Consider the following 18,367-nt stretch of genomic DNA (forward strand, 5'->3'; position numbering starts at 1 on the left):
CACCTATATAACCTGTTGACGCTATGAATTTATTGACAAAGTCGTTTCTCCTGCTTATTCCGGTAGCTATGCTGGCTGGAGCCTGTAATACTACCGATGAGGAAAATGTGACCCCCACAGACGATAACGAAGCCATCACAACAGCCACACTGACGCTTACCAGTCAGACAACGCCCGTACAAACGGTGACCGCTACGATCGAAAATCTGAACACAAGTGCGGATCTTACCAACGCCACGCTGAATCTGAGGGTCAACACAACGTACACGGGTGCCGTTACGCTGCTGGATAAGACCAAAACGCCCACACTCGATGTGTCGGCCGAGGTGAAGACAGAAGGCAATGAACACTTGCTGGTGTATACGTTCACGCCAGCCACCGGTTCGCCGGCTTCCCTGACTGTGATGTCAACGGATACCGATACAAATCCCGCGCCCGGTCCATATCCCATCGGCTTAACGACGCAGGTACGTACGGGAGCCGCCGGAAGTGGCAAGCTAAGACTTGTCCTACGTCACCAGCCCAACGCGAAAAATGGTACCGCAGCCCCCGGTACGTCAGACCTGGATACCGAATTCAATGTGCTGATCAATTAATTCCGCTGTTTGGTAAGTATCAGAACTGATTCTGTAACGAAGAAGCCCGATCTATACTAAGTCGGGCTTCTTCGTTTATAAGAAATCAACGGGGAAAATTGAACAGAGTCATGTGACCCCTTCCGAATAGTTAGTCCAAAACACAGATGTTTACCCATACATACCTGACAATGGACGTTCTAACTTTTATTCTGTGGTTATATTTATTGCCAATGATTGTCGTGTTGCTCCCCGGCGCACTTGCCTTCGGGAAGCTTGACGATATGGAGGGCGTAACGAAGACCGATGTTCAGATAATAGCTATTCTCCCTGTTTTTAATCTTTATACCGCCTTTTGTATAGTAGATATCGTATTTACTTCAATTGTCAGCTACGTAAAGACCGGCCGGTAAGCCCGATCGATTGCCCTTCCTCTTTATTCCATTTCTCTGCCGGGTTCTGAAGCGGCAAACCCCCATTTTTCCGTCGACTCATATCGGTTGGTTTACCGATGGCTGTTACCTTCGTCCAAACGCTATGCTTCGTTGACGATGGTAAATCGACTTTTTCTCCTTGCCCTGTTCATGGCGCTGACGCTGGCAGCGTCGGCCCAGAAAAAAGCCTACCGGACCCGTGCCGATAAGCGCACACTGGCCGATAGTCTGCCGCTGGCCATGCCCTATAATCGGCTGATCGATGGGGCCGGAACCAGCCTGCTCTACGGCGATAACACACTGGAGAACCACGCACTCGACCTGATACCCCTACCCGGCGGAAATCAGGTCGTTATCGAAGACCGGTATGGTATTGCCATTCTCGACCGCGCCAGCCGGAAAATTACGTACCGCTGGAGCCTGCGCGATGCGCCCGAAACCAAGTCCCTGATGAGCACTTTTTCGGGTATCGAAGCCTTCGTCGACAATGGGCAGACCTACCTCGTCTGGGGTGCTTCGGAGCGGGAGAAGGGTAAGTCCGGGGTCGTAATTGCCACGCTTGCGAAGGGTAAAATCAGCCGGGTCGAGCTGTTGACCTTTGCGCCGGTGGCTCCGTCGCCCCTGTCGCTGCCCAACGATGTGGCGGTTCGGAAGGAGGGGAGCGCCTATTTTTTGTATGTGGTATTAAACGGGAATAACCAACTCGCCAAAGTTCGATTTGCCGACCGCCAGATCCTCTGGACGGTACCAACCGGCGTTGCTCCCTACAGTGTCGCCTTCGCCGGTAACCGCGCCTTCGTCACGAACTGGGCCGGACCAGTTCCCGGCATGGATGTGCCCCGCATGGATGTGCCCGGCGTGGATACGTCCGGCATGGATACAACGCAGCGTGCCCAAGCCGAAACGGCGGGTGTTCCCTGGGGGAGTGCCTATGTCGATCCCCGCACGGGAGCCATTTCGCGCGGCTCTGTCTCGGTTATCGATCTGGCCCAGGGCTCTGTCGACGCAGAAGTAGCGGTAGGACTGCATCCGAACGCAATCATCAGCAGCCCGGACGAGCGACTTCTTTACGTAGCCAACGGGAATAGTGATTATGTATCGGTCATCGATGTGCAGACGAAGCAGGTGACCGACTCTATTGCCGTGGGTCTGTTTGGTCGTGACAATCCCTATATTGGCAGTACGCCCAACGCTCTGGCCCTTGATTCGGCGGGTACCACGCTCTACGTAGCCAACGGCCTGGACAATGCCCTGGCAGTCGTGTCGCTGGTTACAGATGGGACCTCCACCGGGCCGCGCAGCCGGGTGCGGGGCTATATTCCCACTCAGGCCTACCCGGCTGGCATCCTGCTACTCGGCCGCGACCTGTACGTCGCCAACCTTGAAGGCACCGGAGCCCGCATCGCCACACTGGTAGAGTCGGGTAGTCGCGGGCCGGGCCTTAACCCCGACCAGAAAGCCTTTACGCCCCATCGGCAGCTGGCCACCTTATCCATCATTCCCGTACCCGACGATCGGACGCTGGCCGACTATACCCAGCGCGTACGCCGGCTGAGTCAGCAATTCCGGCTCGCACTGGCCGAGCGCCTGCCGCGCCCCAACGCCAAACCGGTACCCCTTCCGGAGCGCATCGGCGAACCATCGGTATTTAAACACGTCCTGTATATCATCAAGGAAAACCGCACCTACGATCAGGTACTGGGCGACATGCCAGAAGGGCGGGGGATGGCGTCGCTATGTGTTTTTGGCGACAGTATAACGCCCAATCAGCATCGGCTGGCGCGGGAGTATCTGCTGATGGACAATTACTATGCATCGGGCAAGTCATCGGCCGAAGGGCACCACTGGGTCGATGCCGCCATGGTTACCGATTATACAGAAAAGAGTGTGCGCGGCTGGTTCCGGTCTTATCCCCATGTCCTCTACGATGCGCTGGTTTATAACAAGAAGGGCATGATCTGGAACAACGCCCTCGACCACGGCAAAACCGTGCGTATCTACGGGGAAGCCTGCACCTGCCAGTTCGATAAAAAACAGTATGACTGGCAGAAGCTATACCGCATGCGGCAGGCGGGTCAGCCATTTTCGTATACCAACACCACAACCATATCGCGGGTGCGCCCGATTCTGGCGATGGATTTTCCGGGCTGTAACGATGAAGTGATCAACGACCAGATGCGGGCCGATGCCTTCATCCGGGAGTTGAACGAAACAGCCGCCCGCCCCGGCGATGAGTGGCCGAACCTGATGGTCATGTCGCTGCCCAACGATCATACGGCCGGCATGAGTCCCGCTTTTCCGACGCCCCGGGCCATGGTCGCTGACAACGACCTGGCCGTTGGGCGGATCGTAGAGGCTGTCAGTCGCAGCCGCTTTGCGGCTAGCACGGTTATTTTTATCACCGAAGACGACTCGCAGGCGGGCTGGGACCATATCTCGGCCTACCGAACAACGGGGTTCGTGATCAGTCCCTACTCGCGGCTTCGGCGGACGGTACGAACCAACTACAACCAGACGTCGATGGTCCGGACCATTGAGCAGATTCTGGGCCTGCCGCCTATGAATGTCATCGATGCAACCGCCCTGCCTATGTTCGACTGCTTCGTCAACAAACCGGACCAGGCACCCTATACCGCCCTGCCCAACCGGGTTCCGTTAGACGAAATGAATAAACCGCTGTCGGTGCTGCGCGGACGGGCCTTAGAGTACGCCCGGGAGTCGGTGGAGCAGTCTGATGAAGGCATCGATACGGGCGAGGACGACCTCATGAATCGGATTTTGTGGTTCTGGGCGCGGGGAAATAAGCCTTACCCGAAAGCCGGTCTGCACTAGACAACGTCTACGTCACTAACATGAGTCATCCTGAATTTTAAAAGTCGCTATCTTTTTAAGGTCCAGCATGAAAACAAGGGTATTAGGCGTGGTGTCAGGTACGTTGACCTACGTTTTTTTCTTACAGAAAAGCCCGGTAGGGGCGACCTGTCAATAGAAAAGAAAGGAGGGCTAGCCCCGTAAAGCACCGTAGGTGCGACCTAATCCAGTTCAGTTAGGTCGCACCTACGGCGCTTTAGACAAGAAAGGAGCGCTACCAACTAGTGACAGGTCGCCCTTACCGGGCTAACTGACCAAGGCTGGAGATCTACACCGACAATACGTCCCCTGACCCAATGCCACGCCCCCGCAGATGTGCCGTAACCAGGCAGCTTTGTGGGTAAGGTCATCCGGTATAACGAATCGTTAAAATTCGGGATGACTCATGTTTGTCGTTAACAAAAACAGCAGCCCGAATGGGCTGCTGTTTTTGTTAACGACAAACTAATCGGATGAAGGTTGTCAGAACAGGTTGGGGTAATCGGTAATGATGCCATCAACGCCCAGCTGTACCAGCGTATCTATTTCGGGTTTCGTATTTACCGTCCAGGGAATGATGCGCATGTTCTGCTGGTGGCAGGCCTGTACGGTTTCAGCCGTTACTGTTTTAAAGTAGGGGCTATACGTTTTTGGCGTGAAGCCCAGCGTAGCCAGATTGTCGGCGGGTGATTTTGTGTTTGCCGTCAGGAAGGACAGCGCTATAGCCGGAAACTGCTTGTGGAGTAACTGCAACGGCCGCACATCGAAGGATTGAATGGTGAGCCGATTGCCCAGGTTCCGTTTCTGTAAAACCGCCATAATCAGGTCGACAAATGCCTGTGGTTCGGGATGGTATACACCGTCGGTTTTGGGTGATGACTTGATCTCGATGTTGTACACCGGCATCGGTAGTCCCTTAATTTTTGCATAGGTTTCTACCGAATCGATCAGCTCACTCAGGAGGGGTTTATAGGCCACATAGTGCTGCTGCTGCGCGAACTCGGCATGCGGCTTACTGCCTACGTCGTACTTTTTCAGTTCGGCATAGGTCAGCTCGTATAAGTTGATCTGCTTTTCTTCGGCCGCCGTAACCGGTTTGCCATCCGGCTTCAGCGCTATTGCCGACGACATGTAGGTATCGTGCGAGACAACAACCTGCCTGTCTTTCGAAATAACCACGTCCAGTTCCAGCGTCTGAACCCCCAGATCAAGCGCTTTTTTCATGGCACCAACGGTATTCTCCGGCATCAGGCCCCGGCATCCCCGGTGGCCCTGCCGGTCAAATTTGGCCTGAGCCAACATTACGTGGGAACACAGCATCAGGCTGGCCAGTACTATCGTTTTCATCGTCTTTTGTACGCTGTTTTTCGGTTGATCATGGGGTCAGAGCGTTGTATCTGACCCCACTTTATTAATTAGAAACCGTACCGTAGACCCACCTGAAGCTGGAACGGGTCGCCCGATGGGGTAACAACACCGGCGGTATTTACCCGGTATACGAACCGCTGGTTGGCCTGGCTGAATCCGGCGACAGCCGGTGTCGTAGCCGTAGCCGGTATGCCCAGCGCATACAGGGCCTGGGTGCCGAGTGACTGGTTCACGCCTTTGCTGCGGCTCAGCAAGTTGGCGAAGTTGAACACATCGACCGACAGATCAATGGTATGGTTTTTATAGAGCCGTACCCGTTTGCTGGCTCTCAGGTCGAAAACACCGTAGAACCCGTTGATACCGCCGTTTCGCTCGGCAATCTGGCCCGAATACTGATTGATATAATTTTTAATGCTCTGGCTCGCGTTGGGGTTATCCAGTATCGCCTGTAAACCCGTCCGTACATTGGCCGGAACACTTTCATTGTTTCTGTCGAAAACATACGCCAGATCATTAGTGCCCGCCACAAAATCAGCATTGCTGTTCACGCCCGACAACAGGGAATACCGTGTGCCGCCTATGCCCGAAAAACGAACCCCGACGGTAACGCCCAAAAAGGTTGGTAACGTGCCATACACCACCACTTTATGACGGAACTGGTTATCGGAGTACGACATCTTCCGTAGATCGCGCGGATCATCTTTCACCGGTAGAACAAGCGTCGCCGTATTGGCTACGTTTCCGTTGTAGGACGTGTTGTCGCGGGTGTCGTTCCAGGTGTAGCTTACCGTAAACTCGCCGTCCCTGAAATACTGGTAGGTCGCGTCAGCCACTACGGCAAACTGGTTCACTTTTCCCTGGCTGTTCAATTCGAGCACACGCCCTAGCTTCTGGCTGATACGGCCCTGGAGCCAGTCGCCTGAGCCATTGGCCGGCATGGTGTTGAGCGGTACATAAACGCCCCGGTTATCCTCGTTCGCCAGTCGGAAATAAGGATCGGTTGCCATATTGCGGTCGACGTACATGTAATTATGGCGGCCCAGTGACGCATAACCCGCAATGCCTACTTTCAATTTGTCGGTCAGGTAACGGCTGTACGACACGTTGGCTTTGTAAAGAACCGGAACCTGCGCATCGGGGCCGGTCATGTTAATGGTAGGAAGCTGAAAAGCCGCCAGGGAAGGGATGCTGCCGTAATTGGCCCGGTAAGCTGCGAAGTCAGGCGTTGGCACGTTGGCTCCCCGGACATCTACCGTTGCCAGGTGCTTGCCATCGAAGGTCAGGTTGTTGATGATGGCGTAGTTGTTGATATCAGAGGCAAACACCCCCCCGCCGAAGCGGACAAAATCGGTGTGGTTATCGTTGATATCCCAGGTCAGCTGCAGGCGGGGCTGCACAACGAACGACTTGAGCTTATTATCGGTCCTCAGCTTGAGTTCGTCAAACACCACCTGGTTCAGGGGCGACGATGGGTAACGGGCCACATCGAACCGCAAACCGGCGGTCATTTCCAGCCCCGGCGTCAATTTGGTAGTCATCTGGCCATACAGACCGGCATTCAGCGTCGTTCCCGTTACGCTCGGGTCGGCCACCAGGGGCACCTCCCGGTAGTAGCGATACGGCTGTAACTTCTCGAATTTATCCAGTGCCGTCAGCCCTGCTGCCGCATCGACGGTGTAGTGGAAGCGCCCGTTTACCTCGCTGCCGTATAATGAATGAGCCCGGGTATACATCAGGTCAAGGCCGAAGGTGTACTGGATTCGGTCGGTATTATAGTACACGTTATCGACCAGCTGCACTACGTTATTGTCGAAGCCTTCCTGCGCAAAGCGATGTCCACCGGTTTGAATGTTAGTCGATCGGGTGACGTTATCGATGGACGAGTTTATGTTCTCGACGATGTTCCGGGGAATGTTAGCGGCCGGAAGCTGATCGCCGGGGCTGCTTTTCTGGTAAGTATACAGGTGCTGAAGCTTCAGCTCATTCGTAAACCGGGGATTGACCGAGGTACGCAGCGTTGCCAGCAGGCTGTTATCGATGTTGTAGTCGTTGCCGTACGACTCATAGAGATTCACCGCCGTGTTATCCTGCAAGCCGAGTTTGTTGCGGTCGTTGGTGTAGTTATCCCGGATCGTAAGTAAGTTCTTGGCGTTGATCTGCCAGTCGATCCGCGCAAAAGCGGCATCCGATCCGCGGGTTTTATTAAACGATCCGTACTGTGGGGTATTGGCCACACCATACTGGCTGCGGGCTATATTGACGAACCGGTCGAGGGTGGTCCGGGTCACGTTGAACCGGGTTTCGTCGGCCGGGGACTGTACGTCGGCAATGATCAGCGGGCGTGAGTCCTGCTGGTGATCCCACACGACAAAGAAGTGCAGCTTGTCTTTTATGATCGGCCCGCCGAGGGAAAACCCAAACTGGTTGGTGGCGAACTTGGCGATACGTTTGTTACCCCGAATGTCAAATTGACTCGACAGCCAGTTGGCGCGGGTGTAGTTAAAGGCACTGCCGCTTAGTTTGTTGGTACCGGCCTTGGTTACCGCGCTGACGATACCGCCACCACTGCGGCCATAAATCACGTCATACTGGTTGGTAACTACTTTGAATTCCCGCACAGCCTCGATCGAAATCGAGTACGGTGCCCCGCTCCGGCTCGTAGTCGACCCCGCCGAAGTTGGGTTCTTGGCCGTCATACCGTCGATGGTGTAATTGGTCGATGAGCCAAGCTGGCCTGAAATGCTGCCCCCTCTGCTCAGGGGCGACAGGTCGATGAGCGATGTGAAGTTCCGCCCGTTGACCGGAAGGGCCGCAATGGATTTGGCCGAAATAGCCGTGGCGGCTCCCAGGTTGTCTACTTTGTTCTTCAGACCCGACGCAGCTACCTGCACCACCTCCAGCGTTTGCCCGTTTTCCTCCATGCCGAGGTTTAACCGGATCGCATCGCCCTGGTTGAGGAAATAGCCTGTCCGTTTCTGCTCACCAAAACCGATGAAGCTAACGGTAACAGTATAAGGTCCGCCTAATGGTAATTCCTTAAAGGAGTATTCACCCTGTACGTTGGTAACAGTGCCTGTTGTAAAGCCGGTCGATTCATTTCGAACCTGGACCGTAGCGCCCGGAAGCGCTGTTTTCTGTTTGTCGGAAATAACCCCTAAAATAGAGGCCTGAGTGGTTTGCGCTACTGTTTTGTTCATGCCAATACAAGCAAAGACTATCAGTAGCAGTAAAGTAAATAGGTGTTTTTTCATGCAGCAGAATAAGTAGATTTTTACGCTGCAAAGAGAGTGTAAGTAAATTAATAGGGTGTTATAGAATTGTGATCAATTTGTGACTTTTTCCGCGTAAAAACAGACAGAAAAAAGTAATAAGTTAATAGTATCAACCTTTGATCATAGACTAACTTAGGTTATTGGTTGGTCTGCGGGGTGTTGGCTGGCCTACGCGCCAGTCGGCTGAAGGTCACCGTTTTTTTACCTCGAAGACGGTCAATGCCCCCCGGTTGGAGCCGACTAAAATACGCCGTTTGCCTCCGGCCATTGTTACGCCAGCCATACTTTTACAATCGCTATCGGCCAGGAAACCGCTTTCCGGGAACAGCAACGGCCTGAACCGGCCTCGTCCGTCGCCTTTGAGCACCAGCCCCGTCAGCGCATCATATTGCCCGGCTACCGATTCGGTGTCATAAGCATTGCCAGCCGCCAGCACGTCGAGATTGCCGTCCTTATCGATGTCTTCGACCAGCAGGCTTTGAATGGGCCCCCACTGCGCCAGGGCAGGGAGTGAGGTTAACTGGAAACCGGTGCCGGTATTCAGCAGTAACGTACTCTGCTGCCGACAGGCGCGAAAAATAGTACTGGCTTTTTGCTGCTCAGGCGACAGCAGATCGGAAAGCTGTGCGCTGGCATACCGGGCGTAATTGGTGAACTGCTTTTTAATGGCGGGTAGCTGCCGGCCCAGCTCATCGCGGGATGCAACGGGGTACTCGATCCCATTCAGGTAGTAGGCCATGATGGCATCGAGCCGTCCATTGCCATCGTAATCACCTGCGTAAACGCGCATGGGCTGTGCGGGTGATACCCGATAGCGGCTGTTCAAGCCGAGGTTTCCAAGGATAAAGTCGATACGGCCGTCGCGGTTGAAATCACCGGCTCGGATGCAGTTCCAGAAACCTTCAGAGTCGGTGAGGGCGTCGACCGGCCAGCGTGCCAGACGGCCCCGGTTGTTTTTGAAGAGGGTGACGGGCATCAGTTCGCCAACTACCACCAGGTCGGGCCAGCTGTCCCGGTCGATATCGGCCCAGACAGCATCCGTCACCATGCCGGTATGACGCAGGGTAGGGGCCAACGCATCGGTGGCATCCCGGAAATGGCCTCCCTCGTTGAGGAGCAGGTAGCTCTCCCCCGGCAGCGGGTACTGCAAGGCGCGGAGCCGCCCGCCCCGGAAAATATCCAGGTCGCCATCGTTGTCGAAATCTACGGCGGTGACGCACGAGCCGCTGTGTCGAATCGGCGGCAACCGGTCGGAAGCAGCTGTGAACGTTCCTTTGCCATTATTCAGATAAAGCCGGTCCTGGTAATAGACCGATCCATCATAGTACTCATTCGAGCCACTGACAATGTACAGGTCGGCATCACCATCCTTGTCGGCATCGAACAGGAGCGCCCCAACATCTTCTTCATCCTTTGGCTGTGACTCGTCGGTATAGGCTTTTTCGGTAAACCGACCGGTTGCGGTCTGTATCAGCAAGCGGCCATAATGCCGGAACGATCCGCCGACAAATACGTCGTCCAGCCCATCACCATTGACATCGCCAACGGCTAGCTTAGGTCCCTGCTGGGAAAATTTATGTGGTAGCAGGGGCTCCTGATTGTAGTCCAGATAGGATTCCTCCTGCTGCGTAAACGTTATTCCGGCGGAGCGTGTCACGTCGGTCAGCAGCCTGGGCGACGGCTCGTTTGCCGGTTTGGGGGCGGCCGGGCGGCTTGCCTGCCGGTAGTTCATGGGCAGGAGTCGGTCGGCGGGTGGGTTCGTTATGCGCTGGGTCCTGCCATCGGGCCATACAACCCTGACCGAATCGATGGTCGTTGCGGAGCCGAGTCCGAAATGGATGATGTAATCGCCCGACGACTGATAACCGCGGGTAACGGCCTGGTGGTAGGTTTGCGTCAATCCCTTTGTGAAGACAGCCACCTCGGCACCCAACCCGAACCGATTTTGGGATGGCCCCTCCAGACGGAGTTGCAGGTAGTGTTTTTTGGGCGTGTTGTTCTGTAGAATATACGCATCCTGGTTGATGTTGTTCACGACCAGATCCAGGTCACCATCCCGGTCGAGGTCGGCGTAGGCGGAGCCGTTCGACAGGGATGGCTCGGTGCCGAACCAGGCCGCCGTTACATCCTCGAAGGTCAGATCCTGCCGATTCCGGAAAAAACGGTTCACCTTGCTGATCGTGGGCATCTTCGGAGCGCCCTGCCGCAGGTATTGATTTACGGCCTCGGGCGTTCGGTTCGCCCCCTGCGCGAAGGTGTCGTTGAACGAGACAAAGTCCAGGTCTGTGATGTCGCGCAGATACCCGTTCGTGATAAACAGGTCGCGCCAGCCGTCGTTGTCCAGATCGGCCAGCAGGGGCGACCAGCTCCAGTCGGTGCTGTGGACACCGGCAAACTGCCCGATCTCCGAAAAGACCATCCGTCCGTCGGGGGCTTTGCCGCCATTGAACTGCAGCATATTTCGCATGAACTGCGGATGGTAGCCTTGCCGAATGGTACTCTCGAACTGCTGGTAGTTAGCCGGACCGGCCATCTTCTTGCGCTGTACATTGTCGGCGGGGAGCATATCGGCAACCACCAGATCGGTCAGGCCGTCGTTGTTGATGTCGGCGGCATCGCAACCCATAGAGAACTGGCTGTGGTGTTTAAAATACGATTTGCCGACTTCAGTGAATGTGCCATTCTTATTGTTGACATACAGAAAGTCATTGGCCAGGAAGTCGTTGGCCACATACACATCTTCCCAGCCATCCTGGTTGAAATCGGTCACGGCAAGCCCAAGCCCGAACCCGTCGTGAACGATACCGGCGGCCATCGTAACGTCGGTAAAGCGGGGCCCGGCGGTACTGGAATCGTTGCGCAGCAGTTTGTCGTTGGCCAGCCCTGACCCATCGGCGATAACAGGTGTGACTTGATTTGGATTGCGGATGAGGTTAGTACTGGTCAGCAGATACAGGTCGAGGTCGCCATCCTTGTCGTAATCGAAAAATGTAGCCTGATTTGTGTAGCTGGTATCGGCCAGGCCATAGCGTTCGGCCTGTTCCTCGAAACGCAGCGACCCAGCGGTTCCGTTGCTGGTGTTGATATACAGTTGGTTTTTGCGCCCGCTTCCCGGGTAGTTGCCCGATTTACAGACGTAGATATCGAGCAGCCCATCGGCGTTCACGTCGGCCATCGTTACGCCCGTCGACCAGCCGCCTTTGGTAATGCCAGCTGCTTCGGTAACGTCTTTAAACTCGGGGGCGTCTGAGCCGGGTCTGGTGGTATTTAGATAAAGCCGGTCGGGTACCTGATTGCCCGTGAAATACAAATCGGGCAGATTGTCATTGTTAAGGTCGCCTACGGCTACCCCGCCACCGTTGTAGACATAGTAATAATCGACCAGGTTAAAGGAGTCGTTTTCGGCGATGGTGTTGGTAAAACGAACCCCTGTTTTCGACGCGGGCAGGGCCGTAAACAGCGTCTTCGGTTGTTGTTCGCAGGCAAGTAACGGGAGCAGCACCAACAGGCATAGCGCGTATTTCATAGTGGGAATGTAGCAAAAAGTAAACGGATCAAAAAAGGGCTTACAAAAGCCCTTTTTTGATCCGTTTACTTTTACTTCCACGCTTCGTTTTGGGTCACATTCGGATTACCCTGTAATTCTTTAAGCGGGAGGGGCAGGACATAATCGCGGGGTTTGAGGGTCCGGCCAACGGTATACTTCGTAATGTAGTGGTTAATCCGCTCGCCCAGGTAGTCGGGCTGCCCGCCGGGTTTGCTTTTTCGGCGTAATTCCGGATACATCACCTGTTCGAAGATGAACTCCTGCATCCGTTCTTTAATGATGGCATCGCGCAGGGCCGACTGGCTGAGACCGGCCAGCGGGGTTAGTCCGGCCCGGGCCCGTACTTTGTTGACGCCCATGAACTTGTCGCCCTGGCCGCTTTCGTTACAGGCTTCCGAATGCCCCAGCAGCACATCGGCCAGCCGCAGGTAAATCGTATTCTTCTCGGTGTTGGTCCAGTTGGTGCCCAGCTCAACGAGCTTCCCTGACCAGGCTTTCCCGAAAACCAGTTGCTTCGGATCGGTTGGGTTGGCGTCGGCCTTGACAATTCCCCCAAACCGCGACAGGTTAAAGTCGGCGGTGGGGCTCCATTTCACCATCGGGTACTGGCCGTTCACTTTCCCCAGCCGCCCCGTTGGGTACGACTCGATGAAGGTAGCATCGATGCGCTTGTCTTTGGGATCGTATGCACTGCGAAACTCCTGGGTAGCACTCAGCCAGCTCCAGCCCGCGCCACCCAGGTCGCTCGGATAATCTTCGGGGTTGAAGTGGGCCGAGTGAACGTTGTATTCGTTGGCGTTGGCAACAGCCGAAACCTGCCCTTCGAACATGCGTTCACCCTGATTTTCGTGGGCCAGATCAAAATTATATCCGAAGTTGTCGAACAGCTGAATGCCGCTGTTGGCGATGATATCGTCGGCAGTGGTTTTGGCGTCAGCCCATTTTTCGTCCCACAACTGGGCTTTCATCAGAATGGCTTTGGCCGCCCATTTTGTAGCCCGCCCAATATCGGGACCGCTGTAGGAAGCGGGCAGCACCTCCGCTGCGGCTTTGGCATCGGCGTAAATCTGGTCGATGACCGCCCGTTTGCCGCCCGCATTGGTGGGCAGTTCGCTGATTCCTTTGGTAGATTTGATGGTCAGTGGCGGATTGTCGAAGTAACTGAGCAGACCATAATAATAGAAGGCCCGTAAGAACTGGGCTTCCCCCTTGAGCCGTTTCACCAGCGCATCGTTGCTGGGGTCTTTCATGCCATCGGCTATTTCGATAACGGCATTGGCCCGGTTAATAGACCGGTAGCTGATCGACCAGTACGCTTCGATGTATTCATCGGCGGGGTTCACGTTGCCTAGGTTGTATTGCAAAGGGCCTTTTTCCCATCCGATCTGTTCGCCTGTCAGGCATTCGAATACGTACCGGTCATAAAAGTAACCGGAGAAGCCGGAGTTGATATCGTCGTAAATGCCGTTAACACCGAGCTGTAGCTCTGTTGCCGACTTATAAAATGTGTCCGGGTTAATGAAATCCGGATTTTCTTTTAAGTCGGAACAGCTGATACCAACAACTACCATCGATAGGGTAAGCAGGTACTTGATTCGTGGAGATAAGATACGATTCATGTGTGTCTTGAGAATTGAAAAATGGACCGGATTATATACCAAGATTTACACCGACTGTCATCATCCGGGCGCGTGGATAGGCGTCGTAATCGTCACCCCGGTTGAGGTTGTTCTGCCCCTGGTTATTCACTTCGGGGTCAAAGCCTTTGTATTTCGTGATCAGGAACAGATTCTGACCGCTGACATAAAGGCGGGCGTTTCGGATGTATTTGCTTACAACCGGCAGCGTATAGCCCAGCGCTATGTTCTGGAGCCGAACGAAGGAGCCATCCTGGATGAAGAACGAAGACCGGCGAAAAGAAATGAAATCCCGGCGGCCATCGATGATGGGGCGGCTGGCTCCGGTGTTGGTCGGGGTCCAGGAGTCGGACAGGATATTGGCTACCTGATTGATCTTCTGAACGCCATCGCCCATCTCCGACTGCTGCAGGTTTCGGACATCGTTCCCATGAACACCCCGGAAGAAGATCGAGAAATCGAAGTTCTGGAACTTCACACTTGAATTGAATCCCCAGGTGAATTTAGGGTTCGGGTTGCCGATGATCACGTAGTCATCGGCCGAGTACTTACCGTCGCCATTCACGTCTTCGTACTTTGGATAACCGGCCAGGGCAGCAAAGCTTTTCCCTTCTTCGTCGGTCTGAAACTGACCTACGTATTTATAGCCCTTCCATACGCCAATTGAGTTACCCGCTTCGACCCAGCTTCCGAATACGCCCAGGTGGCCGCTGGTGCTGTTGGCGAAGAACGGGGTGCTGGTGCCCAAATCCAGAATCTTATTGCGCAGCAGCGATATGTTTCCGCTGATGTCCCACTTGAACGACTTGTTATTGATGATCTTATAATTGGTCGAGAACTCAATCCCTTTGTTCGAGAGCGAGCCGGAGTTGAGCATAATGGTGCTGAACCCCGTACTCTGCGGGATGGAAACATCGAGTAACAGATCGGTGGTTTTGTTACTGAAGACGTCGAACGTCATCGACAGGCGGTTGTTGAGCAGTGCTACGTCCAGGCCGAGGTTGAGCATGGTCGTACTTTCCCATTTGAGGTCGGGGTTGGCAATCCGGTCGGGGCCGTAGCCCGCCACGAGCCCACTGCCGAGCACGTAGTTGAAGGGAACCAGCCCACCCAGCGACCGGTATACGGGGATTTGCGAATTACCCGTAAGGCCGTAGCTGGCCCGGAACTTGACATCGTTGAAGACCTTACCCAGGCCTGAATTTACGAAGAAGGGTTCGTTGGCCAGCCGCCAGCCAATGGCTCCGGACGGGAACGTAGCCCATTTGTTGTTAGGGCCGAACTTCGAGGATCCATCCCGCCGGAAGGTTACCGTGAATAAATACCGATCCTTCAGGTTGTAATTTACCCGGCCCAGCAGGGACTGTAGCGACCAGTCCTGCCGCCCCGAGGTTGGGATCTGCGGCTTACTGCCATTCTGCATATTGACCGACAGGGGATCATCGGAGGGAAGGTCCCGCGTGGCGGCTGCCGTAAACAGGTTGCTTTCCACCTGGTAGGTATAACCCAGGGTAACATCCAGGTTATGACCAGGGGCTACCTGACGGTTATAGCTCAGGATATTTTCGTTCAGCAGGCTATTGACATTCCGGTTGGCTTTTTCCAGCTGACGGCTGTACTGCCGTCCGGTGAAGGTAGAGGAATTGTAGAAGGTCGTCCGGTTGGCATTGACAAGGTCGGCACCCAGGCTGGTCCGGAATTTCAATCCTTCCACGATATTGATCGTGAGGGCCGTAGTGCCGAACAGGCGGTTGATGTTGTCCCGGTCATACCCTTCCTGAGCTTCGGCCAGGGGGTTGATGTTAAAACGCTGGTCGTAGCTTGGGTAGTTATAGTTTCCATTCTGATTATAGACCGGAACCGTGGGGTCGAGACCCAGGGCTGTGATGATGATGCCGCCCGGCCCACCGCGGTCGGTGGGTACGTTGCTGCTGCCTGTCCGGTTAAACGACCAGCTGTTGCTCAGGGTAGCCCGCCCGTTCAGGAAGTCATTGTCGAGGTTCAGCCGGAATCCGTACCGGTTGAAGAACGTATTTTTTATGACGCCTTTATTATCCAGGTAATTGCCTACGAAAGCATATCGCATGGCTTTGTTTCCGCCCGTGAACGAAAGTTGATGACTCGACAAGCCACCCGTTTGCGAAATCGCATCCATCCAGTTGGTACCCGCGCCAATCTGGCTGATCTGCGCGTCGGTAAAGCGGGGGCTTCCGCCCTGACTTCGTTCCAGAATGTTCAGATAGCGGGCGTAGTCACCTCCGTTGAGCACATCGATATTCCGGGCAATAGTCTGGGCCGAGTAGGACCCTTCGTAGTCGACCCGGCTTTGGCCCTCCTTGCCGCGTTTGGTCGTGATCAGCACGACGCCGTTGGAGCCGCGCGACCCATAAATAGAAGTTGCCGAGGCATCTTTCAGAATTTCGATCGACTCGATCTCATTGGGGTTGATGGTGGCCATGGCGTTGGTAGCCTGCCGGTTTCCCGACGTGCCAATAGCCGCATTGTCGGGATACATGGGGAAGCCATCGATGACATAGAGCGGCTCACTCCCGCTGTTGATGGAGTTGGCTCCCCGAACCCGAATAGAAATACCGCCACCGGGAGCGGCTGAGCTTTGCGTAACCTGCACCCCCGGTGCCCTCGACTGAATCGCCTGGTCGACCGAAACGACTGGCATTTCCTTGATGGCTTCGGCCTTGATGGTTGAGACAGACCCTGTCAGATCGCTCTTTTTGACCGTGCCGTAGCCCACTACCACAATCTCATCGAGACTGCGGGTATCGGGGGCCAGCTTAATGGCAAAGGTGGTCCGGTTGTTAACCACAGCCTCCTGCGTAACATAGCCAACGTAACTAAATACCAGCGTCTCAGCCGTAGCCGCGTTGACCTGAAACAGGCCGCCTGCATCGGTTGTGGTTCCCCGGTTGGTCCCTTTTATCGTAATGGTAACACCGGGAATGCCGTCGTTCTGCTCGCCCGTAACCCGTCCCGAGACTAACGTTTGGGATAAGGCAGGCAGCGCCAGGCAGACCAGCAGGCAGGTCACACGTAAACACCGTAAATAAAAGTGCATAGTCGAAGGGAGTTAGAGGGTTTGATACAAAAAATGAAGGTAGTCAGTGAAAGAAGTTTAGTGTAACAAAGTGCAAAACAATATTTGATAAGTTCTAATCTATACAAATATCAATGGCTTTGTGGCCCAAATCAATAGAGAGAATATCGATTTAGATGGATAATATTATGAACTAGTGCGCCAGAAATGTGCCTTCCAGTTCTTCCAGCGTTTTGCCCTTTGTTTCGCGTACGTGACGGTAAACGAACCAGAAGCCAAGCAGGCAAATGGCCGAGTAAAGCCAGAACGGGCCATAGGTGCCAAGTTGCTCAGCCAGAACGGGAAAGGTGAACACCAGTATGAAATAAGACCCCCAGAGCGCCAGGATAGCAACCGACGACGCAACACCCCGGACCCGATTGGGGAAAATCTCCGAAATCAGTACCCAGGTAATAGGTGCCAGCGAGGTTGCGTATACGCTGATAGCCAGCAGCACGAAGATGGAGAGAAGGCCGGAGGACGCTTCGTTTTTGAGTAGCAGGGCAATTATGATGTACAGAAATGACAGGCTTAAAGTACCAATCAGCATGAGCGGTTTTCGTCCCAGTCGGTCCACCTGCCACATCGCCACGAGCGTAAAGACCAGGTTAACGACACCGATAGCCACTGTTTCAAATAGTTGCCGGTCCAGGTTAGCCCCCGTCGTTTCGAAAATCGTAGACGTATAATTAAATACGACGTTGATGCCGCAAAGCTGTTGCAGTACCGCCAGGCCGATACCCACCATCACCGCTGGACGTACGCTCTTTTCCAGCAGTGTGGCGTAAGATGATTTCTCTGTCTGGGTCATGGATTGCTGCACCGCTCTGACCGTGCTGGTAACAAAGTCCTGCCCGCCAATGCGCAGTAAGATGGCTTCCCCTTCGCTAACCCGTCCGCTTTGGACGAGCCACCGGGGGCTCTCGGGAAGCCAGATAACACCGACGAAAAAGGCGATGGAGGGTACGACCCCGAGGCCGAACATCCACCGCCAGGCATCGGGGCCATTGTCGGCCAGGGTATAGTTTATCAGGTTGGTAATCAGGATACCAACGACTATTGTCAATTGATTGATAGAGACGTTTCTGCCCCGTACGTTGGCCGGTGAGATCTCGGCAATGTACAGCGGGCTTAGGGTAGAAGCCATGCCTACACCGATACCAGCCGCGAAACGCATGGCAATGAACATCGATAGATTCGTAGAAAAGGCTAAGCCCAGGGAGGAAATCGCGAATATGAGCGCGGCAACCATAAGGCCAGGTCGTCGGCCATAGCGGTCGGCCATATTTCCCGCCAGCAGGCATCCTGCCATACAGCCCAGGGCCAGCGAACCGGTCAGAAATCCTTCCCACCAGGCATTCAAACCGAAAACGGTTCGCAGGAACGGAAGCGCCCCGGAGATAACGGCAAAGTCGAAACCGAACAGATACCCACCCATCGCTGAAATGAACGCGATACCGAAAATATACCCCGTATTTACCCCTGATTTACTCATGCCTGAAACTTTATAATATTCTTACAATTTTTAGTAAAAATAGAGGATGGTATAGTAGCTTTACATAGCTCTTTTCAGGAAAAAACTAGATAAAATTA

At 54.4% G+C, this 18,367-nt stretch carries 8 protein-coding genes; 2 read left to right on the forward strand and 6 right to left on the reverse strand.

All coding sequences use genetic code 11. The annotated features are described in order from the left end of the window. Window positions 1-23: 23 nt before the first annotated feature. Both FH603_RS00395 and FH603_RS00400 read left to right on the forward strand, forming a co-directional pair. Complete coding sequence (locus FH603_RS00395; RefSeq protein WP_186734905.1) at window positions 24-596, forward strand: hypothetical protein; 573 nt, start codon at window positions 24-26, stop codon at window positions 594-596. A 530-nt stretch (window positions 597-1,126) separates the two neighbouring features. Beyond that, complete coding sequence (locus FH603_RS00400) at window positions 1,127-3,841, forward strand: bifunctional YncE family protein/alkaline phosphatase family protein (RefSeq protein WP_186734907.1); 2,715 nt, start codon at window positions 1,127-1,129, stop codon at window positions 3,839-3,841. Window positions 3,842-4,342: 501 nt separating this feature from the next. Here the strand turns inward: FH603_RS00400 and FH603_RS00405 are convergent. The 6 genes from FH603_RS00405 to FH603_RS00430 all read right to left on the reverse strand — a co-directional run bounded on the left by FH603_RS00405 (window position 4,343) and on the right by FH603_RS00430 (window position 18,269). Next, window positions 4,343-5,206 (reverse strand): glycerophosphodiester phosphodiesterase family protein, encoded by an 864-nt coding sequence (locus FH603_RS00405; protein ID WP_186734909.1) that lies wholly within the window; start codon window positions 5,204-5,206, stop codon window positions 4,343-4,345. A gap of 68 nt (window positions 5,207-5,274) precedes the next feature. Further along, window positions 5,275-8,478: a TonB-dependent receptor gene (locus tag FH603_RS00410; RefSeq protein WP_186734911.1), complete on the reverse strand. Its 3,204-nt coding sequence runs from the start codon at window positions 8,476-8,478 to the stop codon at window positions 5,275-5,277. 211 nt (window positions 8,479-8,689) lie between these two features. Then, window positions 8,690-12,025 carry a VCBS repeat-containing protein gene (locus tag FH603_RS00415; protein WP_186734913.1) on the reverse strand — a complete coding sequence of 1,112 codons (3,336 nt, stop codon included), beginning with the start codon at window positions 12,023-12,025 and terminating at the stop codon, window positions 8,690-8,692. A 71-nt stretch (window positions 12,026-12,096) separates the two neighbouring features. After that, window positions 12,097-13,665, reverse strand: a complete 1,569-nt coding sequence (locus tag FH603_RS00420) for a RagB/SusD family nutrient uptake outer membrane protein (protein ID WP_186734915.1) — start codon at window positions 13,663-13,665, stop codon at window positions 12,097-12,099. Window positions 13,666-13,696: 31 nt separating this feature from the next. Next, window positions 13,697-16,756 (reverse strand): SusC/RagA family TonB-linked outer membrane protein, encoded by a 3,060-nt coding sequence (locus FH603_RS00425; RefSeq protein ID WP_186734917.1) that lies wholly within the window; start codon window positions 16,754-16,756, stop codon window positions 13,697-13,699. A gap of 172 nt (window positions 16,757-16,928) precedes the next feature. After that, window positions 16,929-18,269 (reverse strand): sugar porter family MFS transporter, encoded by a 1,341-nt coding sequence (locus FH603_RS00430; RefSeq protein WP_186734919.1) that lies wholly within the window; start codon window positions 18,267-18,269, stop codon window positions 16,929-16,931. Window positions 18,270-18,367 lie beyond the last annotated feature (98 nt).

Origin of the sequence: Spirosoma utsteinense, assembly GCF_014282275.1 — a bacterium.
In the GTDB taxonomy this organism is placed as follows: Bacteria; Bacteroidota; Bacteroidia; order Cytophagales; family Spirosomataceae; genus Spirosoma; species Spirosoma utsteinense.